We start from the raw sequence: 19,688 nt of genomic DNA on the forward strand, positions 1-19,688 counted from the left end.
GAATGGAAAAGAAAATTGTCCTAGATGCCTTATTTTTGTCGCAGGTCTCAAAACCTGCAAGTCAGGAAGACCTTTATCTAGCTAGAGATTTACAGGATACCCTGCTGGCCAATCGCGAGACCTGTGTCGGTCTGGCGGCCAATATGATTGGGGTGCAGAAGCGTGTGATTATCTTTAATCTTGGCTTGGTTCCCATGGTCATGTTTAACCCCATTCTTCTTTCCTATAAAGGACCTTACGAGACAGAGGAAGGTTGTTTGTCTTTGACTGGGGTGCGACCGACGACTCGTTATGAAACGATTACGGTTTCCTATCGTGATAGTAAGTGGCAGGAGCAGACCATTACGTTAACAGGTTTTCCAGCTCAGATCTGCCAACATGAACTGGATCATTTGGAAGGACGGATTATTTAGGAGGAACTCAGATGAAACGTATACTCTTTGAACTTGTTTTTATCGCAACGACTTGGTATATCTTTTTACCGCCACTTAATCTTACTAGCTGGGAATTTATCTTTTTCCTATGTGGACATTTGGTGGTGATGGGGATTTTGTTTAGTTTTCGAAGGGATACTAATCTTCTCAAGACAGTTCACGTACGTCATGGAAAGGTTGCCAACGAACTCAATCTAGAAGGGCTTCATTTTAATAAATTAGGTGGAGGATTGTTGCTGGTTGCGGCCCTTATCTTTGCCCTTGCTGGTTTGGTAAGCCTAGTGACCTCTAGCTTTTTCCAAGCAAAAAATTATGCTAATGTGGTGTCTATCACAGAAAAAGATTTTAAAGATTTTCCTAAGAGTGATACCAGTAAGGTTCCAATCCTAGATCGGAGCACTGCAGAAAAGATTGGAGACCGTTATCTAGGCTCTCTGACGGATAAGGTCTCCCAGTACGTGGCAGCAGATACTTACACCCAGCTGACGGTTGATGGCAAACCCTATCGGGTGACACCTTTGGAGTATGCCGACCCAATCAAATGGTTTAATAATCAGTCCAAGGGAATTGGCGAGTATATCAAGGTTGATATGGTGACAGGAAATGCAGAATTGGTGGATTTAAAAACGCCGATGAAGTATTCAGACTCCGAGTATTTTAATCGTGATGTCAAACGCCATCTTCGGATCAAGTATCCAACCAAGATTTTTAAAACGCCATCCTTTGAGGTGGATGATGAAGGCAATCCTTTCTATGTAGCAACCGTTTATCAAAAGCAGTTTGGTCTAGGAGTTCCTCGCCCTTCATCTGTTATTATCTTAGACGCCACCAATGGAGAAACCAAGGAATACAGCTTGGATGAGGTGCCAGAATGGGTGGACCGTGTCTATCCGGCCGAAGAAACCATCGAGCAAATCAACTACAACGGCAAGTATAAAGACGGCTTCTGGAATGCCTTGATCTCTAAGAAAAACGTTACCCAAACGACAGAGGGATATAACTATCTTTCTATCGGAAATGACATTTATCTCTATACAGGGGTGACTTCTGCAAACGCTGATGAAAGTAATCTAGGGTTTATCCTTGAAAATATGCGAACTGGTGAAATCACCAAGTACAATCTAGCTTCAGCAACCGAAGAATCAGCCCGTGCTTCCGCAGAAGGAGCCGTTCAGGAGAAGGCCTACAAGGCTACCTTTCCTATCCTTGTCAATCTCAATGACAAGCCTCTCTATATCATGGGCTTGAAGGACAATGCAGGCTTGGTCAAGGAGTACGCATTGGTCGATGCCGTGGAGTACCAAAACGTCATCGTAGCAACTACGGTAGATGAACTCCTCAGCAAATATGCCAATAAAAACGACCTCGATCTGGATAACGAAACGGTAGAAAACTTCAAGGGAGTGATTTCAGACCTTAAATCAGCTGTCATCAAGGGGGATACCGTCTACTTCTTTAAAGTTGATGGCAAGATTTATAAGGTCAAGGCTTCAGTGTCAGACGACCTTCCTTACCTCGAAAATGGCCAATCCTTTGAAGGTCTAGTTGGAAAAGATAACTATCTCAAGACCTTTAAAGTCAAGTAAAAGAAACTTCGGTATGAACCGAGGTTTTTAAGATGAAATTCTTGGTCGTGATTGAAAAATATGCTACACTAACAATATGAAAATTTTAATCCCAACAGCCAAAGAAATGAACACAAACCTTCCTTGTATCGAAGCGCTTCCCTTGAGGGAAGAAAGTCAGGCAGTCCTTGTCTTATTGGCGCATTACTCAGCTAGTGAATTAGAGACTTTTTATAAGGTATCTGCCGAGAAAGCAGAAGAAGAGTACGGGCATATTCAAGCTTTAAAAGATCACAGGGCTAAACATTATCCAACTTTGAAACTCTTCGATGGTCTCATGTATCGCCACATCAAACGAGATGGGTTAACCGAGGCTGAACAAACCTATCTTGAAAATCATGTCCTGATTACCTCGGCTTTATACGGTGTTGTCCCTGCCTTGTCGCCCATGGCTCCTCATCGTTTGGACTTTTTGATGAAGTTAAAAGTTGCTGGTAAGACTTTAAAGAGTCATTGGAAGTCAGCCTATGATGAGGCCCTACAGGATGAGAACTTGATATTCTCACTCCTATCATCAGAGTTTGAAACTGTATTTTCGAAGGAAATCAGAGAAAAGATGGTGACCTTCAAATTTATGGAGGATAAGGCAGGTCAGTTGAAAATCCACTCAACCATTTCAAAAAAAGCCCGTGGCGCCTTTTTGAGCGCCTTGATAGAAGAGCAAGTCCAAACAGTCGAACAAGCTCGCAAGCTCCGCTTTGCCGGCTTTGACTACCGACCTGATTTATCAAGTGAATTAGAACTCGTCTTTGTGAAATAAGCATAAAACCAGCTCATTCGAGCTGGTTTTTGCTTGATTAGTTGATGGCTGCAAGAAGGTCGTCAGCTTGTTTTGCAAGTGATGAAGCAGTTGCTTCTTCTAACACCAATTTTCCGTCTGCCCAAGCAGAGTCATTGATACGAGCAGCTGTAAAGTCACCAACGACTTGTGTACGGATAAATGGCAAGAGGTCTTTGTAAATAGCAAAGAGTTGATCGTGACCTGCATTGGCAACAGATGAGACAGTAACAAACTTGTCTTGGAGGGCAGAAGAGCCACGTGTATCTGTCAAGTCAAGGGCACGAGAGAGCCAGTCGAGCAAATTCTTCACTGTTCCAGGGATAGAGAAGTTGTAGACTGGAGAGAAGATCCAGATTGCATCAGCAGCAAGGACTGCTTCGCGAGCAGCAGCTACAGCTGGCTGAGTTGGAACTTCCAGATCTTGGCTGAAGAGAGGAACAGCTGAGTAATCAAGATAGCTAACTTCCGCTTTTCCAGCAAGTGCTTTTTCAGCTTCGAGGGCCATTTGGTGGTTGAAAGAACCTTGGCGAAGTGAACCGACGATAAATAATACTTTTTTAGACATGATATGTCTCCTTTAGTTTAAAATTCAAAGAGCGAACTCTTTTGTTACCGTCTATGTTACAACAAATAATACTAATTAGCAATAATTTTGCTCACAAATTTTTAAATTTTTTTAAAATGCGGATTAAGTCTTCCTTTTCGCCATCTTCCAAGATGCTGAGTGCTTCTACGATAGAATCGATATGGTCAGGAAGAATCTCTTCGATTTTTCTGCGTCCTGCAGGTGTTAATTTCAGGAAAAAAGAGCGACGATCCTTGGGGTCACAAGTTCTAGAAATCCAGCCATCTCGAACCATATTTCGGATGACAACAGTCATGTTCCCAGAAGTGGCTAGCATTTTTTCAATCAAATCCTGAATGCGCAGTTCCCCCTTGCTATAGAGGGTTTCCAAAACTGAAAATTGGGTGGGTGTTAGCCCGTATTCTTTAGCAGCCTTGGCTTCATATGGTTTAAAAGTTCGTATGGCTTTATTGAGGACTATAGCTGTTTTTAAATCTAGTTGGTTATCGGAAATTTTCTCTTTTAAATGTTGTTTCATAAGGCTATTTTATCAATAATGAGAGAGAAAAACAAGAACTTATATTTTATAGGAAAAGATTCTTAGAATGTTCCTGTCTTCACTTGTAATAAAGGAGGAGAGATGGTAAAATAGACGAGTGAAACTAAGACAGAAAAAAGCAAAAAACAAGCTACTTTTACAGTATGGAATCGGCATTGCTCTGGTAGTACTAGTCATGACCACTTCCTTCCTTTATCTGATATCACTCAGCATGAAACCCTATCAAGATGCTAGGGTTGAAGGAGAAAAACTGGCCAAGCAGTACGCAGAATTGGAAAAGACAGACCAGGTTGATTTCTACAATGGTCTAGAGGGCTATTACAGTGTTCTGGGACATAATAAAAAGCAAGAGGCCATTGCCGTACTGATTGAAAAGAATGACCACAAGATTTATGTCTATCAGCTTGATAAGGGGATTTCTCAAGACAAGGCAGCGACGATTTCGAGGGAAAAAGGAGCTAGCGACATTGACAAGATCACCTTTGGTCGTTATCAGGACAAGCCGATTTGGGAAGTTAAGTCAGGAAACCAGTACTATCTGGTCGACTTTGAAACAGGAGCAGTGATCCAATAAGGAGGGCATATGAAACTATCCAAACGTGTACTAGAAATGGAAGAAAGCGTCACTCTAGCCAGTGATGCAAGAGCCAAAGCATTAAAAGCTCAGGGAAAGGATTTTCTTTTCTTAACCTTGGGACAGCCTGATTTTCATACTCCTGAAAACATTCAGGATGCAGCGGTAGAAGCGATTCGAGATGGACGAGCTTCCTTCTATACAGTTGCTTCAGGCCTACCAGAGTTAAAAGCTGCGGTTAATACCTATTTTGAACGCCATTATGGGTATTCTGTAGCAGCCAACGAAGTTACCTTTGCCACTGGTGCTAAGTTCTCTCTCTACACCTTCTTTATGGCTGTGGTCAATCCAGGTGATGAGGTCATCATCCCTACACCATACTGGGTCAGCTATGGAGACCAGGTCAAGATGGCAGAAGGCGTGCCAGTCTTTGTCCAGGCCAAGGAAGACAATCACTTTAAAGTAACAGTAGAGCAGCTAGAAGCAGCCCGAACAGATAAGACCAAGGTCTTGGTTCTCAATTCGCCATCTAATCCGACTGGTATGATTTACTCTCGTGAGGAACTCTCGGCTATTGGAAATTGGGCTGTTGCGCATGATGTCCTTATCCTAGCAGATGATATTTACGGTCGTTTGGTTTATAACGGGAACGAATTTGTTCCAATCTCTAGTCTGTCAGAAGCCATTCGCAAGCAAACCATCGTGATTAACGGTGTATCTAAGGCCTATGCTATGACTGGTTGGCGGGTAGGTTATGCTGTGGGAAATCCTGAAATTATCGCTGCTATGAGCAAACTAACAGGACAAACAACCTCCAACCTGACTGCTGTATCGCAATATGCTACCATTGAAGCCCTAACTGGACCGCAAGACTCTGTTGAAACCATGCGCCAAGCCTTTGAAGAGCGTTTGAATACCATTTATCCACTCTTGTGCCAAGTGCCAGGATTTGAAGTTGTCAAGCCTCAAGGAGCCTTCTATCTCTTCCCGAATGTTAAAAAAGCGATGGAGATGAAGGGGTATACCGATGTGACAGAGTTTACAACTGCTATCCTTGAAGAAGTCGGCCTTGCCTTGATCACAGGAGCTGGATTTGGAGCACCAGAAAATGTTCGTCTCAGCTATGCCACAGACTTGGATACATTAAAAGAAGCTATTCGCCGTTTGCATCAATTTATGGAAAAATAAAACTCAGAATCTTCGTCATAGTGGCGAAGATTTTTGTGGCTAAAAACTTTTGAAATTTCTAGTAGAACCTAGCTATCGCAATCTATTTATGGTAAAATAGTGGGTAATGATGTCTTCGGACAAGATTAACGATAAAGGAAGATAGATTATGACAAAACGTGTAACGATTATTGATGTAAAAGACTACGTTGGTCAAGAAGTGACCATCGGAGCCTGGGTTGCCAACAAATCTGGAAAAGGGAAAATTGCCTTCTTGCAATTGCGTGATGGAACAGCCTTTTTCCAAGGAGTTGCCTTCAAACCAAACTTTATTGAAAAGTTCGGTGAGGAAGTGGGTCTAGAGAAGTTTGATGTCATCAAACGATTGAGCCAAGAAACTTCTGTTTATGTGACAGGAATTGTCAAAGAAGACGAACGTTCTAAGTTTGGCTATGAGTTGGATATTACAGACATCGAAGTGATCGGTGAATCTCAAGACTACCCAATCACACCAAAAGAACACGGAACTGACTTCTTGATGGACAACCGTCACTTGTGGCTCCGCTCTCGTAAGCAAGTAGCAGTGATGCAAATCCGTAACGCTATCATCTACGCAACTTATGAGTTCTTTGACAAGAACGGCTTCATGAAGTTTGATAGCCCTATTCTTTCAGGAAACGCGGCAGAAGACTCAACTGAACTCTTTGAAACAGACTACTTTGGAACGCCAGCCTACTTGAGCCAATCAGGTCAGCTTTACCTAGAAGCAGGTGCCATGGCTCTTGGTCGTGTCTTTGACTTTGGTCCAGTATTCCGTGCTGAAAAATCAAAAACACGTCGTCACTTGACTGAGTTCTGGATGATGGACGCAGAGTACTCATACTTGACACACGATGAGTCGCTTGACTTGCAAGAAGCTTATGTTAAAGCCCTTCTTCAAGGTGTTCTTGATCGTGCGCCTCAAGCCTTGGAAACCTTGGAACGTGATACTGAGCTTTTGAAACGCTACATTGCAGAGCCTTTCAAACGTATCACTTACGATCAAGCCATTGACCTTTTGCAAGAGCATGAAAACGATGAAGATGCAGACTACGAGCATTTGGAACATGGAGATGATTTTGGTTCACCACATGAAACTTGGATTTCAAACCACTTTGGTGTACCAACATTTGTCATGAACTACCCAGCAGCTATTAAGGCCTTCTACATGAAACCAGTTCCTGGAAATCCAGAGCGCGTGCTTTGTGCAGACTTGCTTGCACCAGAAGGTTATGGAGAAATCATCGGTGGTTCGATGCGTGAGGAAGACTACGATGCATTAGTTGCGAAGATGGAAGAACTTGGTATGGACCGTACAGAATACGAATTCTACCTCGATCTTCGTAAATACGGTACAGTGCCACACGGAGGATTTGGTATCGGTATCGAGCGTATGGTAACTTTCGCAGCTGGAACTAAACACATCCGTGAAGCCATTCCATTCCCACGTATGTTGCACCGTATCAAACCATAAAATAAATCCAAACGCCCTTAGGGCGTTTTTTCAAAGTAGAAGAAAGAAGAGGTGGAGATCATGTAAAGCACAGCTTAACAAGTGACAAACACAAAGATACAAATACACTTGTTAAAGGAGAAACTATGTTTAAACCAAATTATCGGAAGAATATTGGTCTCATGGCTGGTGTGGAATTTTTTGCCTTTTTGGGCATTACCAGCTTTTGGATTCTATTCCTCAGTCAAAATGGGATGTCACTTTGGCAGATTGGCTTATTGGAAAGTATTTTTCATGCTACCAGTGTCATCTGTGAAATTCCCTCGGGAATGTTAGCTGACCGCTATTCCTATAAAACCAATCTGTATTTAAGTCGAATAGCTGGGATTGCGTCGTCTATTCTCATGTTACTAGGACAAGGTAATTTTTTGATTTATGCACTTGCTATGGTGGTGAGTGCCTTGTCTTATAATTTTGATTCGGGGACGAGTGCAGCCATGGTTTATGATTCAGCCGTGGAGGCTGGATTAAAAGAGCGTTACTTATCTATCTCAAGTTTTATGTCAGGAGTCGCAGAAGGAACTCGGTCTTTAGGGACGGTTTTAGCAGGATTTTTTGTCCATGGTCAATTGCACTTGACCTACTATATCATGATTGCTACTTCGATTATCGTTCTTTTTCTAACTTGGATGCTAAAAGAGCCTAGTGTTAAAGCGCAAAAATCTGAGCGTTTGACGATGAAAATGATTATGTTGACTGTCAAAGAGGAGTTGCAGAGAAATCCCAGTCTTTTTGGCTGGATGATTCTGTCCCAAATCATCGGAACACTTATGTGTATGTTTTATTTTTACTATCAAAATCAACTGCCTGACCTAGAAGGATGGCAGATTTCGATGGTCATGCTGATGGGCAGTGCTTTGAATATCTGGGCAGTTTATCTAGCAAGTAAGATTGGAAAGAGGTATTCAGCCTTAAAGCTCTTTCCCATTCTTGTACTCTTGACGGGAGTGACCTACTTACTTTCCTACTTTGGAACGCCACTGATTTATATTTTGATTTATTTGATTAGTAACGCCTTATATGCTCTCTTTCAACCGATTTTTGACAACGATTTACAAAAGCGACTCCCAAGTGAGGTACGGGCAACCATGCTAAGTGTCTACTCTATGATGTTCAGCCTGAGTATGATCGTCATTTTTCCTCTGACGGGGTGGTTGATTGACTATCTAGGATTTGTAGTATCCTTTCTTTACTTAGGGTTCATTTTAGTACTAGCCAGCTTTTTGCTATTTTTCATTTTGAAAGAGATGGCCGGATTTTTGGAACTAAAAGAGAATGTTATTTCTAAGAAATAGAGTTATTTTTCACTTTTATCTTTTTTCTCTTGCCATCTACTAGCTTTTCTAGTATAATAGTTAATTGTGAGCAAACCTCACTTACCCCTTGCAAAGACTAGGGGTCATTAGACCAAAAGGAGGAACATATCAATGGCTAAATACGAAATTCTTTATATCATTCGTCCAAACATTGAAGAAGAAGCGAAAAACGCTTTGGTAGCACGTTTTGACTCTATCTTGACTGACAACGGTGCAACTGTTGTTGAATCAAAATCATGGGAAAAACGTCGTCTTGCATACGAAATCCAAGATTTCCGTGAAGGACTTTACCACATCGTTAACGTTGAAGCAAACGATGACGCAGCTCTTAAAGAGTTTGACCGTCTTTCAAAAATCAACGCTGACATTCTTCGTCACATGATCGTCAAACTTGACGCGTAAGAAGGTAAATTATGATTAACAATGTTGTACTTGTAGGGCGTATGACACGTGACGCTGAGTTGCGTTATACCCCATCAAATGTAGCAGTTGCGACTTTTACTCTTGCAGTAAACCGTACATTCAAGAGTCAAAATGGCGAACGTGAGGCTGATTTCATCAATGTCGTTATGTGGCGCCAACAGGCTGAAAATCTTGCTAACTGGGCTAAAAAAGGCTCTCTTATCGGGATCACAGGTCGTATCCAGACTCGTAGTTACGATAACCAGCAAGGACAACGTGTCTACGTAACAGAAGTCGTGGCTGATAATTTCCAAATGTTGGAAAGCCGTAGCGTGCGTGAAGGACATACAGGTGGAGCTTATTCTGCACCAACTGCTAGTTATACAGCACCTACACAATCAGTACCTGACTTTTCACGTGATGAAAATCCATTTGGAGCAACCAATCCATTGGATATTTCAGATGATGATTTACCATTCTAATGGACAATTAAAACTATAAAGGAGAAAAAACATGGCTCAACAACGTCGTGGCGGATTCAAACGCCGTAAAAAAGTTGATTACATCGCAGCAAACAAAATTGAATATGTTGATTACAAAGATACTGAGCTTCTTAGCCGTTTCGTTTCAGAACGTGGGAAAATCCTTCCTCGTCGTGTAACAGGAACTTCAGCTAAAAACCAACGTAAAGTAACAACAGCTATCAAACGCGCTCGCGTAATGGCTTTGATGCCTTTCGTAAACGAAGATTAAAAAAAAGACCCGGGTGGGTCTTTTTTCACGAGCATAGAAATGAGAGAGCGAGTTAGGGTCCAGTGGACCTCTTTTTCATGAGCTGGAAAATAAAAAAGCGAATTAAGACCCACTGGGTCTTTTTTTCAGGTCCACCGGACCTCTTTTTTCAGACTTTTACAGGGCTCCGTTCGAAACGTCTACTTTTTGACCTAGTAAGATTCTTTTGCCTTACTAGGTCTTTTTCTTTTAATTATCGTGCTATAATGGTAGGAGAAAGCTTTAAAGGAGCATCTTATGAAGACGAAATGTCCAATTAGAAAAATGCAAGAATCTGACATTAAAAATCTATCTCAAGGATTTATCAGCCAAGGTTGGCCCGGTAGAGAGGAAATTTTGGCTAGATATTTTCTGGAACAGAAAAGCAAGGAGAGAGAAGTCTTAGTTGCAGAGATTGATGGTGTTGTAGCGGGTTACATTACCATTTTGCCCTCTGCTAAACATGGTCCTTTTGCAGAAGTCTATCCAGAATTATCAGATTTTAATGTGTTTGAGCCTTTTCGAAATCAAGGGGTTGGAAATCAACTGCTAGAAGAAGCAGAAAAACGAGTTAAGCTCATATCGGATAAGGTGACCCTTGGTGTTGGTCTCCATTCAGGGTATGGACCTGCCCAGAGATTGTACATCAAACGTGGCTATATTCCAGATGGGACGGGTGTTTGGTATCGAAACCAACCGTTGGAAATGAATGCCACTATTCAAAATAATGATGATTTAGTTTTGTACTTATCCAAGGAATTAGAATAAGAGATAGCAAATTTTTTGGAGATATGGGATTTCTCTACTTTATGGTATAATGGAAAGAGTTAGATTGAAAGAGGTAGAGAGATGGATGCAAAATTAAAATACAAGGCAAAGAAGATTAAGATTGTCTTTTTTGATATCGATGATACCTTGCGTGCGTCAAAGACAGGTTTTATTCCAGCTACGATTCCTACTGTCTTTAAGCAGTTGCGTGAAAAAGGGATTTTGACAGGAATTGCTTCTGGGCGTGGCATTTTCGGTGTGGTTCCAGAGATTCGTGATCTCAAGCCTGACTTTTTTGTAACCTTGAATGGTGCCTATATAGAAGATAAAAAAGGAAATGTCGTTTATCAAAATCAGATTGAGAAGTCAGATGTTAAAGACTACATTTCGTGGACGAAGGAAGAGGGAATTGACTATGGTTTGGTTGGCAGTCATGCTGCCAAACTCTCCACTCGGACAGAAATGATTAGTGAGGCTATTGATCCGATTTACCCGAACTTGGATGTGAATCCTGACTTCCATGAAAAAGTAGACATTTATCAAATGTGGACCTTTGAGGATAAAGGGGATGACTTGCATTTGCCAGATTCATTGTCGGATAAACTTCGCATGGTGCGTTGGCATGAACATTCATCTGATATCGTGCCGATTTCAGGATCCAAAGCAACTGGTGTAGCCAAGGTGGTGGAACATCTAGGCTTGAAACCAGAGAATGTCATGGTCTTTGGGGATGGTCTCAATGATATGGAACTCTTTGATTATGCTGGAATCAGTATTGCCATGGGAGTTTCCCACGAAAAGATTAAAGAAAAAGCAGATTATATTACAAAAACAGTAGAAGAAGATGGCATTTTTGATGCCTTAGAAGGATTTGGTATGGTAGAAAAAGAATTGCATTTCCCACAAGTAGAAATTGAAACAGTAGAAGGTCCTCTTGCGACCATTAAGACAAATCACGGAGACTTGCGTATCAAGCTCTTCCCTGAACATGCTCCTAAAACAGTGGCTAACTTTGTTGCTCTGTCAAAAGACGGTTACTATGATGGTGTGATTTTCCACCGAATTATCAAGGACTTTATGATTCAAGGCGGGGACCCAACCGGTACTGGTATGGGGGGAGAATCAATCTACGGCAACTCTTTTGAAGATGAATTTTCAGAAGAACTCTACAATATTCGTGGTGCCCTTTCTATGGCCAATGCGGGTCCAAATACCAATGGTAGCCAGTTCTTTATCGTGCAAAACCAACATTTGCCATACTCTAAGAAAGAGATTGCGCGTGGTGGCTGGCCTGAACCAATCGCTGAGATCTATGCAGAGCAAGGTGGAACTCCTCACCTTGACCGTCGTCACACTGTTTTTGGGCAATTGGTAGATGCAGAATCTTTTGCGGTCTTGGATGCCATTGCTGCTGTTGAGACAGGGGCCATGGACAAACCAGTTGAAGATGTGGTAATTGAAACGATTGAAATTGAGGACTAGAATGAAAATTGGTGATAAGCTAAAGGGGCGTATTACAGGAATCCAGCCCTATGGTGCCTTTGTCGAATTAGAGACAGGGGTGACTGGGTTGATCCATATTTCAGAGATTCGGACAGGATTTATTGAAAATATCTATGAAGTTTTGAAAATTGGTGAAGAAGTGCAAGTTCAGGTTGTTGATTTAGACGAATTTTCAGGTAAAGCTAGTCTATCTATTCGCACTCTGGAGGAAGAAAAACACCAGCTACCAAGACGGAGACGTTTTTCAAATGATCGTATCAAGCACGGTTTTGCACCACTTGGGCGAATGATGCCAATCTGGACAAAGGAAGCCCTCAACAATCTGAGAGAGAAAAACTAGTCTATTAGATTTCGTATTTTTAAAATCAATATATGGAAGAACAATTATTAAAACCAGGAGAGCGCATCAACCAGCTCTTTTCGACAGATATTAAGATCATTCAAAATAGAGAGGTGTTTAGCTATTCGGTGGATAGTGTTCTCTTGTCGCGCTTTCCTCGCTTCCCTAAAAATGGCTTAATAGTGGATTTTTGTGCTGGAAATGGTGCAGTGGGACTTTTTGCAAGTAGTCGTACCAAGGCAAAAATTCTCTCTGTAGAAATTCAGGAGCGCTTGGCGGATATGGCAGAGCGTTCGGTTCAGTTGAATGGTTTGGAAGAGCAGATGCGGGTCATCTGCGATGATTTGAAAAATATGCCTGCCCACATTCAGGGAAGTAAGGTGGATATGATTTTGTGCAATCCGCCTTATTTCAAGGTGGATCCGCATTCTAATCTCAACGAGAGTGAACACTACCTCCTAGCAAGACACGAAATTGCGACTAACCTAGAAGAAATCTGTCGAAGTGCTCAGAGTATTCTCAAATCCAATGGCCGTTTGGCCATGGTTCATCGTCCAGATCGGCTCTTGGATATCTTAGACATGCTTCAACGCCACAATTTGGCACCTAAGCGCCTGCAATTTGTCTATCCTAAACGAGAGAAGGAGGCCAATATGCTCTTAATCGAAGCTATCAAGGATGGATCGATAAGTGGCTTCAAGGTCCTGCCACCACTCATTGTTCACAATGATGATGGTTCTTATACGCCAGAAATTCAAGAGATTTATTATGGATTATAAGGCTTATATGTATGTGGTGGAGTGCCGTGACGGTTCTTACTATACGGGCTATACAACGGATGTGAAGAGGCGCCTTGCCGTTCATAATAGTGGGAAGGGAGCCAAGTATACCCGAGCTCGCTTGCCAGTCAAACTCATCTATGTAGAGGGTTTTGCCACTAAGGAAGAAGCCATGTCTGCAGAGGCTCTCCTCAAACGCAAGAAACGTCCACAGAAAGAACGATTTTTATCCGAAAATCAAGAGAAAAATCTAGTCAACCATATTGATGTCTAACGAGGAGTCTTTTGGCTCCTCTTACTTTTGTCAAAAGAGGAAAAAAGTGCTAAAATAAGATGAATAAATTTAAAGAGGTATTATCATGTCTAAGATTCTAGTATTTGGTCACCAAAATCCAGACTCAGATGCCATCGGGTCATCTGTAGCCTTTGCCTACCTTGCAAAAGAAGCATACGGTTTGGATACGGAAGCTGTTGCCCTTGGAACTCCAAATGAAGAAACAGCCTTCGTTTTGAACTATTTTGGTGTAGAAGCACCGCGTGTTATCACATCTGCTAAAGCAGAAGGTGCAGAGCAAGTCATCTTGACTGACCACAATGAATTCCAACAATCAGTGTCAGATATTGCTGAAGTAGAAGTTTACGGTGTTGTAGACCACCACCGTGTGGCTAACTTTGAAACTGCAAGCCCACTTTACATGCGCTTGGAACCAGTTGGATCAGCTTCATCTATCGTTTACCGCATGTTCAAAGAACATGGTGTAGCAGTTCCTAAAGAAATCGCAGGTTTGATGCTTTCAGGTTTGATTTCAGATACTCTTCTTTTGAAATCTCCAACAACTCACCCATCTGATAAAGTCATTGCTCCTGAATTGGCAGAATTAGCAGGCGTCAACTTGGAAGAGTACGGTCTTGCTATGCTCAAGGCTGGTACAAACTTGGCTAGCAAATCTGCTGAAGAATTGATTGACATCGATGCTAAGACATTTGAACTCAACGGAAATAAGGTTCGTGTTGCCCAAGTCAATACTGTTGATATTGCTGAAGTCTTGGAACGTCAAGCTGAAATTGAAGCAGCAATGCAAGCGGCTAATGCGGCAAACGGCTACTCTGACTTTGTCTTGATGATTACAGATATCGTCAACTCAAACTCAGAAATCCTTGCTCTTGGATCAAACATGGACAAGGTAGAATCAGCCTTTAACTTTAAACTTGAAAACAACCACGCTTTCCTTCCAGGTGCTGTTTCACGTAAGAAACAAGTGGTGCCTCAGTTGACTGAAAGCTTTAATGGGTAATAGCCTGAGTGATAACTTAAACAAGGAAACTAACGTTTCCTTATAGCTAAAGGGGTTTCGGCTCCTTTTTTTCTAGGAGAGAAAGATGTTAGAAAATGGTGATTTGATTTTTGTGAAGGACCTTTCAGATATGGGACAGGCTATCCAGGCTTCTACGGGGAACTATAGTCATGTAGCCATCTTTTTGGACGGTTTGATCTACCATGCTAGTGGGCAAGCAGGGGTCATTTGCCAAGAACCAGCTGATTTTTTTGAACAGACTCATCTCTACGACCTTTATGTCTATCCAGAGCTGGAAGTTGACTTGGTAAAGGAGAGAGCTAGCAAACATTTGGGTGCACCCTATAATGCCTCTTTTTATCCAGATGGGTCTGGCTTTTACTGCTCCCAGTACATCGCTGAAATCCTACCGATTTTTGAGAGCGTATCGATGAAATTTGGTGATGGGGAGCAGGAGATTAGTGATTTTTGGAGAGAATATTACAGGAAACTCGAACTTCCTGTGCCTCTGAATCAACCAGGGACCAATCCTAGTCAACTAGCAGCATCCCCCCTTTTAGAATGTAAAGAAAGGAATCTTCATGATTCAGATTTTTAATCCCTCCCGTTTAACTCGACAACCATTTTTTATAGATTTGGTGGACTATCTGGACCAGCATGACGATGTGATTCTACGAGAAATCAAGGCTCAGTTTCCAGATGTGGCAGTTGATAAACTCATGGAAGAGTATATAAAGGCGGGCTTGATTCTAAGGGAAAATAAACACTATTCGCTCAATCTCCCTTTTTTAGAATCTACGGATGATTTAGCCCTTGATAAAGAGATTTTTGTCAGAGAGGACAGTCCAGTCTATCAAGACTTGGTGGAGAAGACTTTTGAGACGGAATTGCGCAATCAAACCAATGCAGCCATTTTAATCGAACATACGGACTTTGCAAGAGAAAAGATGACCCTATCCAACTATTTCTACAAGGTCAAGCACCAATATCCTTTGACAGAAAAACAGCTGGAACTCTATACCATTTTGGGTGATGTCAATCCTGAATATGCTCTCAAGTATATGACCACTTTTTTGCTCAAGTTTCTCAAAAAAGATCAGCTCATGCAGAAACGCCGTGATATCTTTGTGGATAGTTTGGTCGTCCTGGGCTATATTGTGCAAAAAGAAGATGGAAAGTATGAGTTAGCTGCTGATTTTGATAAGGAACGGTTGACTTTCTATTTGCCTTAATGGCTTCATTTTGAGCTGATTGTTTGACTTTGCTAAAGAATAAGCATAAACTGAATGTAAGCGATAACGTTTATCGTATTAAAAGCAAAGGAGACAGAGCTATGTCACTTGAAAATAAATTGGATCAAGCAACTGGTGCTATCAAAGAAGGATTTGGTAAAGTTACTGGCGATAGCAAGACAGAAGCAGAAGGCACTGTAGAAAAAACAGTTGCGAAAGCAAAAGAAGTAGTTGAAGATGCTAAAGGTGCTGTAGAAGGTGCCGTTGAAGGTCTTAAAAACTCATTTAAGAAAGAAGACTAAAAAATCAAGGGAAATATTCCCTTGATTTTTTTATAGATAACGTTCTGCGATAGCTGCGTCTCCAGGATAGTCTTCTTTCTTTCCTTGTACGATCTGGTAACAATCAGCTCCCTTACCAGCAATAATTACGGCATCGAGTTCTTGATTTGTGATGGCCATGGCCGCCTTGATGGCTTCTTCACGATCGGCAATCTTTTCAACAGGATGACTGATATAGCTACTGATTTCATCTGCAATGGCCATTGGATCTTCATAGTTGGGATCATCAGCGGTAAGAAAGACTTGAATCTCAGGATGTTGATTGAGGAGGAGGCCAAAGTCTTTGCGACGACTTTCTCCTTTATTGCCTGTCGAACCGAGAACCAGAGCAATCTTTCCAGTTTGATGGGTTTCAACAACAGAAATCAGTTTTTTCAGACTATCGCCATTGTGGGCGTAGTCGATGAAGACCTTGGCACCATTTTTTTGAGTGAGAACTTCCATACGTCCAGGAACGCGGGTTGCAGCGATTCCTTTTTTGATATCCTCCAGACTGGCACCTAGACGAAGACAGGCAAGTCCTGCAGCAACTGCATTTTCTTGGTTAAAGTGGCCGATGAGTTGAATATCATAATCACCAGCGAGTTTACCAGTAGCGGAAAAGCTAAAGGCTTTGGAGTTCTCGATTTGGTTACTTGACTGGCTACCATAGAAATCATGTTCTTGGTGTTCCACTTGTTCTTTCAATACAGAAAAGTGGTCCATGTCGCTATTAATGACAACTGCTCGGCTATTTTTCATCAAGAGACGTTTGTGGTAGAAGTAATCTTCAAAACTAGGATGCTCAATCGGACCGATATGATCAGGGCTGATATTGAGGAACACTCCTACATCAAAAGTCAGACCATAGACGCGTTTGACCAGATAGGCTTGACTAGAGACTTCCATGATGAGATGGGTTCTACCATTCTTAACAGCCTGAGCCATCATATCAAAGAGATCAATGCTCTCAGGAGTTGTGAGGGCAGACTTAAAGAAGGTCTTACCATCTAAGGTTGTATTCATGGTAGACAGCATAGCTGGGCGATGGTGTTGAGCCAAGATGTTATAGGCAAAATAGGCCGCTGTTGTCTTGCCCTTGGTTCCAGTGAAGGCGAGAATTTTGAGTTTCTCTTGTGGATTACTATAAAACTTCATAGCAATCAAACTCATGGCTTTCTTAATATCGCTCACGACAATAACAGGAATACCAACTTCGTAGTCCTTTTCTGCGGCATACCAAGCTAAGCCTTGACTTATAGCGGATAGGAGGTATTCTTTTTTAAAGGCAGCGCCTTTGGCAAAAAAAAGAGTTCCTTCTTTTACTTTTCGGCTGTCGTAACTGATACTATCAAAAACAACTTCACTGTAGTTGTAGTGGTAATAACCTTGGTCAATAATCTCACGAAAAAGGCCATCTTTCTTTAGTATATCTAATACGGTTTCAATCTTAATCATACTTTCTATTATAAACTTCAAGCCCGAATTTTACAAGTAACAAGGAAAAGTTTATAATGGAAGATAAGGAACTTTTCCTAGTTATCAAAATTGAATGAGGAAGCTATGTCTAACGAAAACAATCACCAGCAAGCCCAGATGTTGCGAGGGACTGCTTGGCTAACAGCTAGCAACTTTATTAGTCGCCTCCTTGGGGCTATCTACATTATTCCCTGGTATATCTGGATGGGGACCTATGCTGCCAAGGCAAATGGACTCTTTACCATGGGCTACAATATTTACGCCTGGTTCTTGCTGATTTCGACAGCGGGTATACCTGTTGCGGTCGCCAAACAAGTGGCTAAGTACAATACCATGCGAGAAGAAGAGCATAGCTTTGCCTTGATTCGGAGTTTCCTAAGCTTTATGACGGGCTTGGGCTTAGTCTTTGCTTTGGTCTTGTATCTCTTTTCTCCCTGGTTAGCAGATTTGTCAGGTGTGGGGAAAGACCTGATTCCCATCATGCAGAGCTTGGCTTGGGCAGTTTTGATTTTCCCATCTATGAGTGTTATCCGAGGCTTCTTCCAAGGGATGAACAATCTTAAGCCCTATGCCATGAGCCAAATCGCCGAGCAGGTGATCCGTGTTATCTGGATGTTGCTGGCTACTTTTATTATCATGAAGATGGGTTCTGGGGACTACTTATCAGCCGTTACCCAATCGACCTTTGCAGCATTTGTGGGGATGATGGCCAGTTTTGCAGTCTTGATCTACTTCCTTGCCCAAGAAGGTTTACTCAAAAGAGTCTTTGAAACACGGGATAAGATCAATAGTAAGCGACTCCTGGTTGATACAATCAAGGAAGCCATTCCCTTTATCCTGACAGGATCAGCCATCCAGCTCTTCCAGATTTTAGACCAGATGACCTTTATCAATAGTATGAAGTGGTTTACCAACTACAGCAATGAAGACTTGGTTGTCATGTTTTCTTATTTCTCAGCCAACCCTAATAAAATTACTATGATTTTGATTTCTGTCGGTGTCTCGATTGGAAGTGTTGGTTTGCCACTTTTGACGGAAAATTATGTAAAAGGTGATTTGAGAGCTGCTGCTCGTCTAGTTCAAGATAGTATGACCATGCTCTTTATGTTTCTCTTACCAGCAACGGTTGGAGTCGTCATGGTGGGTGAGCCTCTCTATACAGTCTTTTATGGTAAGCCAGATAGTCTGGCCATGGGCTTGTTTGTCTTTGCGGTTTTACAGTCTACTATTTTAGGCTTGTATATGGTCTTGTCTCCTATGCTTCAGGCCATGTTTCGCAATCGCAAGGCAGTGCTTTACTTTGTCTATGGTTCCCTTGCCAAGCTAGTCTTGCAGTTACCAGCTATTGCCATTTTCCACAGCTACGGTCCCTTGATTTCTACGACTATCGGACTTATCATTCCAAATGTTCTGATGTACCGAGATATTTGTCAGGTAACGGGTGCACGCCGTAAGATTATCTTGAAGAGAACTATCTTGATTACCATTTTGACACTGGTCATGTTTATTCTGGTTGGTTTCCTACAGTGGATTTTAGGATTTTTCTTCCAACCAACAGGACGCTTCTGGAGTTTCCTTTATGTAGCCCTCATCGGAGGTCTCGGGGGAGGACTCTATGGTTTAATGAGTCTTGGCACTCACCTATTGGATAAGATTATTGGGAAATCTCAAGCAGACCGCCTACGAGCAAGATTTAAACGATCTTAACAAAATAGATTTATAAATAAAAGGAATGCTGGCTCTTTGTTAAGTATCTGGGTTAGCTGACATTTAAATTTCCATAAATTAAAATCCCTAGAATCAGTTGTTCTAGGGATTTATTGGGGTGTGAGCATGATTAACTCTACAATCATAGCGATATAGAGGACTAAGGTCAGGAGAAAACCTGCTCTCCAGAAGAATTTGATGAATTTAGGATAATAAAAACTTCGTTTTTTGACAAGGAAAAAGACTACAAGGAGGATTGCTAAGAGTGAAAGTGCTACGCCGAGTCGCGGTAGAAAGTTGTGGGTAAAGGCTTTAGCAGTGATAAGATAATACTCAAATACCAAAAGTGGAAAAGCTAAATCCGCAAAGTTCAGTCCTAGTTTTTTCAGTTTAAAAAGTTTTGTTACAATGATGGAGACCACGAGGGTTAATACCAACAATAAAGTAGCTGCTATTTTCATTAAAATCATACCCATATTGTATCATAAAAAAACGCTAAAGGAAATGGGAAACAAGGGA

Annotated in this window: 24 protein-coding genes; 20 read left to right on the plus strand and 4 right to left on the minus strand. The window is 41.7% G+C overall.

The window, feature by feature from the left end:
- Positions 1 to 2 precede the first annotated feature (2 nt).
- The 3 genes from MK403_RS05515 (at position 3) to yaaA (ending at position 2,819) form a co-directional block, all read left to right on the plus strand.
- A complete protein-coding gene (locus MK403_RS05515) occupies positions 3 to 413 on the plus strand; it encodes a peptide deformylase (protein ID WP_268709207.1) in 411 nt (136 codons plus the stop codon).
- Positions 414 to 424: 11 nt separating this feature from the next.
- On the plus strand, positions 425 to 2,020 hold the full coding sequence (locus MK403_RS05520; protein WP_268709208.1) for a hypothetical protein: 1,596 nt from the start codon (positions 425 to 427) through the stop codon (positions 2,018 to 2,020).
- Between the two features lie 76 nt (positions 2,021 to 2,096).
- Entirely contained in the window at positions 2,097 to 2,819 is a 723-nt protein-coding gene (yaaA, locus tag MK403_RS05525) for a peroxide stress protein YaaA (protein ID WP_268709209.1), read from the plus strand.
- 37 nt (positions 2,820 to 2,856) lie between these two features.
- On the opposite strand, the gene MK403_RS05530 is transcribed toward yaaA, so the two are convergent.
- Both MK403_RS05530 and MK403_RS05535 read right to left on the minus strand, forming a co-directional pair.
- Positions 2,857 to 3,405 (minus strand): NADPH-dependent FMN reductase, encoded by a 549-nt coding sequence (locus MK403_RS05530; RefSeq protein WP_125415314.1) that lies wholly within the window; start codon positions 3,403 to 3,405, stop codon positions 2,857 to 2,859.
- Positions 3,406 to 3,496: 91 nt separating this feature from the next.
- On the minus strand, positions 3,497 to 3,943 hold the full coding sequence (locus MK403_RS05535) for a MarR family winged helix-turn-helix transcriptional regulator (RefSeq protein WP_268709210.1): 447 nt from the start codon (positions 3,941 to 3,943) through the stop codon (positions 3,497 to 3,499).
- Positions 3,944 to 4,061: 118 nt separating this feature from the next.
- Here MK403_RS05535 and MK403_RS05540 point away from each other — a divergent pair, with 118 nt between their 5' ends.
- From MK403_RS05540 to MK403_RS05615, 16 genes are all read left to right on the plus strand, one after another.
- Positions 4,062 to 4,538 carry a cell wall elongation regulator TseB-like domain-containing protein gene (locus MK403_RS05540; protein WP_125448611.1) on the plus strand — a complete coding sequence of 159 codons (477 nt, stop codon included), beginning with the start codon at positions 4,062 to 4,064 and terminating at the stop codon, positions 4,536 to 4,538.
- A 9-nt stretch (positions 4,539 to 4,547) separates the two neighbouring features.
- Positions 4,548 to 5,726, plus strand: a complete 1,179-nt coding sequence (locus MK403_RS05545) for a pyridoxal phosphate-dependent aminotransferase (RefSeq protein WP_268709211.1) — start codon at positions 4,548 to 4,550, stop codon at positions 5,724 to 5,726.
- A 148-nt stretch (positions 5,727 to 5,874) separates the two neighbouring features.
- The gene (gene asnS / locus MK403_RS05550; RefSeq protein ID WP_070696298.1) at positions 5,875 to 7,218 is read left to right on the plus strand and encodes an asparagine--tRNA ligase; all 1,344 of its coding nucleotides are present in this window, start codon (positions 5,875 to 5,877) and stop codon (positions 7,216 to 7,218) included.
- A gap of 125 nt (positions 7,219 to 7,343) precedes the next feature.
- Positions 7,344 to 8,552: an MFS transporter gene (locus MK403_RS05555; RefSeq protein WP_268709212.1), complete on the plus strand. Its 1,209-nt coding sequence runs from the start codon at positions 7,344 to 7,346 to the stop codon at positions 8,550 to 8,552.
- 132 nt (positions 8,553 to 8,684) lie between these two features.
- The gene (gene rpsF / locus MK403_RS05560; protein ID WP_001151782.1) at positions 8,685 to 8,975 is read left to right on the plus strand and encodes a 30S ribosomal protein S6; all 291 of its coding nucleotides are present in this window, start codon (positions 8,685 to 8,687) and stop codon (positions 8,973 to 8,975) included.
- An 11-nt stretch (positions 8,976 to 8,986) separates the two neighbouring features.
- Positions 8,987 to 9,457: a single-stranded DNA-binding protein SsbA gene (gene ssbA, locus MK403_RS05565; RefSeq protein ID WP_000609594.1), complete on the plus strand. Its 471-nt coding sequence runs from the start codon at positions 8,987 to 8,989 to the stop codon at positions 9,455 to 9,457.
- 31 nt (positions 9,458 to 9,488) lie between these two features.
- Positions 9,489 to 9,728: a 30S ribosomal protein S18 gene (rpsR, locus tag MK403_RS05570; protein WP_000068664.1), complete on the plus strand. Its 240-nt coding sequence runs from the start codon at positions 9,489 to 9,491 to the stop codon at positions 9,726 to 9,728.
- A gap of 276 nt (positions 9,729 to 10,004) precedes the next feature.
- Positions 10,005 to 10,514, plus strand: coding sequence for a GNAT family N-acetyltransferase (locus tag MK403_RS05575; RefSeq protein WP_268709213.1), 510 nt, complete (start codon positions 10,005 to 10,007; stop codon positions 10,512 to 10,514).
- 81 nt (positions 10,515 to 10,595) lie between these two features.
- Positions 10,596 to 11,996: a bifunctional Cof-type HAD-IIB family hydrolase/peptidylprolyl isomerase gene (locus MK403_RS05580; protein WP_268709214.1), complete on the plus strand. Its 1,401-nt coding sequence runs from the start codon at positions 10,596 to 10,598 to the stop codon at positions 11,994 to 11,996.
- 1 nt (position 11,997) lies between these two features.
- Complete coding sequence (locus MK403_RS05585; protein WP_268709215.1) at positions 11,998 to 12,357, plus strand: S1 RNA-binding domain-containing protein; 360 nt, start codon at positions 11,998 to 12,000, stop codon at positions 12,355 to 12,357.
- Between the two features lie 32 nt (positions 12,358 to 12,389).
- Positions 12,390 to 13,136, plus strand: coding sequence for a tRNA1(Val) (adenine(37)-N6)-methyltransferase (locus MK403_RS05590; protein WP_268709216.1), 747 nt, complete (start codon positions 12,390 to 12,392; stop codon positions 13,134 to 13,136).
- Positions 13,126 to 13,410, plus strand: coding sequence for a GIY-YIG nuclease family protein (locus tag MK403_RS05595; protein WP_268709217.1), 285 nt, complete (start codon positions 13,126 to 13,128; stop codon positions 13,408 to 13,410). The genes MK403_RS05590 and MK403_RS05595 overlap by 11 nt, the downstream gene beginning before the upstream one ends.
- A gap of 85 nt (positions 13,411 to 13,495) precedes the next feature.
- Positions 13,496 to 14,431: a manganese-dependent inorganic pyrophosphatase gene (locus MK403_RS05600; protein WP_268709218.1), complete on the plus strand. Its 936-nt coding sequence runs from the start codon at positions 13,496 to 13,498 to the stop codon at positions 14,429 to 14,431.
- An 85-nt stretch (positions 14,432 to 14,516) separates the two neighbouring features.
- A complete protein-coding gene (locus tag MK403_RS05605; protein ID WP_268709219.1) occupies positions 14,517 to 15,029 on the plus strand; it encodes a YiiX/YebB-like N1pC/P60 family cysteine hydrolase in 513 nt (170 codons plus the stop codon).
- Positions 15,013 to 15,663, plus strand: a complete 651-nt coding sequence (locus tag MK403_RS05610) for a DUF1803 domain-containing protein (protein ID WP_268709220.1) — start codon at positions 15,013 to 15,015, stop codon at positions 15,661 to 15,663. The genes MK403_RS05605 and MK403_RS05610 overlap by 17 nt, the downstream gene beginning before the upstream one ends.
- Before the next feature lie 101 nt (positions 15,664 to 15,764).
- Positions 15,765 to 15,965, plus strand: coding sequence for a CsbD family protein (locus MK403_RS05615; RefSeq protein WP_000051179.1), 201 nt, complete (start codon positions 15,765 to 15,767; stop codon positions 15,963 to 15,965).
- 30 nt (positions 15,966 to 15,995) lie between these two features.
- Here the strand turns inward: MK403_RS05615 and MK403_RS05620 are convergent, their stop codons facing one another.
- The gene (locus MK403_RS05620) at positions 15,996 to 17,441 is read right to left on the minus strand and encodes a UDP-N-acetylmuramoyl-L-alanyl-D-glutamate--L-lysine ligase (RefSeq protein WP_268709221.1); all 1,446 of its coding nucleotides are present in this window, start codon (positions 17,439 to 17,441) and stop codon (positions 15,996 to 15,998) included.
- A gap of 105 nt (positions 17,442 to 17,546) precedes the next feature.
- Here MK403_RS05620 and MK403_RS05625 point away from each other — a divergent pair, with 105 nt between their 5' ends.
- Entirely contained in the window at positions 17,547 to 19,169 is a 1,623-nt protein-coding gene (locus MK403_RS05625) for a putative polysaccharide biosynthesis protein (protein ID WP_268709222.1), read from the plus strand.
- Positions 19,170 to 19,279: 110 nt separating this feature from the next.
- Here MK403_RS05625 and MK403_RS05630 read toward each other — a convergent pair whose 3' ends face one another.
- On the minus strand, positions 19,280 to 19,645 hold the full coding sequence (locus tag MK403_RS05630; RefSeq protein WP_093585786.1) for a DUF3397 domain-containing protein: 366 nt from the start codon (positions 19,643 to 19,645) through the stop codon (positions 19,280 to 19,282).
- Between the last annotated feature and the right edge of the window lie 43 nt (positions 19,646 to 19,688).

Source organism: Streptococcus oralis, from assembly GCF_026782285.1.
In the GTDB taxonomy this organism is placed as follows: Bacteria; Bacillota; Bacilli; order Lactobacillales; family Streptococcaceae; genus Streptococcus; species Streptococcus oralis_CG.

Excerpts from the sequence above, each read along its gene's own strand:
- asnS (WP_070696298.1), top strand. The coding sequence starts at position 5,875 with ATGACAAAACGTGTAACGATTATTGATGTAAAAGACTACGTTGGTCAA.
- MK403_RS05555 (WP_268709212.1), top strand. The coding sequence starts at position 7,344 with ATGTTTAAACCAAATTATCGGAAGAATATTGGTCTCATGGCTGGTGTG.
- MK403_RS05600 (WP_268709218.1), top strand. The coding sequence starts at position 13,496 with ATGTCTAAGATTCTAGTATTTGGTCACCAAAATCCAGACTCAGATGCC.
- MK403_RS05610 (WP_268709220.1), top strand. The coding sequence starts at position 15,013 with ATGATTCAGATTTTTAATCCCTCCCGTTTAACTCGACAACCATTTTTT.
- MK403_RS05605 (WP_268709219.1), top strand. The coding sequence starts at position 14,517 with ATGTTAGAAAATGGTGATTTGATTTTTGTGAAGGACCTTTCAGATATG.
- MK403_RS05575 (WP_268709213.1), top strand. The coding sequence starts at position 10,005 with ATGAAGACGAAATGTCCAATTAGAAAAATGCAAGAATCTGACATTAAA.
- rpsR (WP_000068664.1), top strand. The coding sequence starts at position 9,489 with ATGGCTCAACAACGTCGTGGCGGATTCAAACGCCGTAAAAAAGTTGAT.
- MK403_RS05620 (WP_268709221.1), bottom strand. The coding sequence starts at position 17,441 with ATGATTAAGATTGAAACCGTATTAGATATACTAAAGAAAGATGGCCTT.
- MK403_RS05515 (WP_268709207.1), top strand. The coding sequence starts at position 3 with ATGGAAAAGAAAATTGTCCTAGATGCCTTATTTTTGTCGCAGGTCTCA.
- MK403_RS05595 (WP_268709217.1), top strand. The coding sequence starts at position 13,126 with ATGGATTATAAGGCTTATATGTATGTGGTGGAGTGCCGTGACGGTTCT.
- MK403_RS05625 (WP_268709222.1), top strand. The coding sequence starts at position 17,547 with ATGTCTAACGAAAACAATCACCAGCAAGCCCAGATGTTGCGAGGGACT.
- MK403_RS05590 (WP_268709216.1), top strand. The coding sequence starts at position 12,390 with ATGGAAGAACAATTATTAAAACCAGGAGAGCGCATCAACCAGCTCTTT.
- MK403_RS05630 (WP_093585786.1), bottom strand. The coding sequence starts at position 19,645 with ATGGGTATGATTTTAATGAAAATAGCAGCTACTTTATTGTTGGTATTA.
- yaaA (WP_268709209.1), top strand. The coding sequence starts at position 2,097 with ATGAAAATTTTAATCCCAACAGCCAAAGAAATGAACACAAACCTTCCT.
- MK403_RS05520 (WP_268709208.1), top strand. The coding sequence starts at position 425 with ATGAAACGTATACTCTTTGAACTTGTTTTTATCGCAACGACTTGGTAT.
- MK403_RS05530 (WP_125415314.1), bottom strand. The coding sequence starts at position 3,405 with ATGTCTAAAAAAGTATTATTTATCGTCGGTTCACTTCGCCAAGGTTCT.
- MK403_RS05580 (WP_268709214.1), top strand. The coding sequence starts at position 10,596 with ATGGATGCAAAATTAAAATACAAGGCAAAGAAGATTAAGATTGTCTTT.
- rpsF (WP_001151782.1), top strand. The coding sequence starts at position 8,685 with ATGGCTAAATACGAAATTCTTTATATCATTCGTCCAAACATTGAAGAA.
- MK403_RS05615 (WP_000051179.1), top strand. The coding sequence starts at position 15,765 with ATGTCACTTGAAAATAAATTGGATCAAGCAACTGGTGCTATCAAAGAA.
- MK403_RS05545 (WP_268709211.1), top strand. The coding sequence starts at position 4,548 with ATGAAACTATCCAAACGTGTACTAGAAATGGAAGAAAGCGTCACTCTA.
- ssbA (WP_000609594.1), top strand. The coding sequence starts at position 8,987 with ATGATTAACAATGTTGTACTTGTAGGGCGTATGACACGTGACGCTGAG.
- MK403_RS05535 (WP_268709210.1), bottom strand. The coding sequence starts at position 3,943 with ATGAAACAACATTTAAAAGAGAAAATTTCCGATAACCAACTAGATTTA.
- MK403_RS05585 (WP_268709215.1), top strand. The coding sequence starts at position 11,998 with ATGAAAATTGGTGATAAGCTAAAGGGGCGTATTACAGGAATCCAGCCC.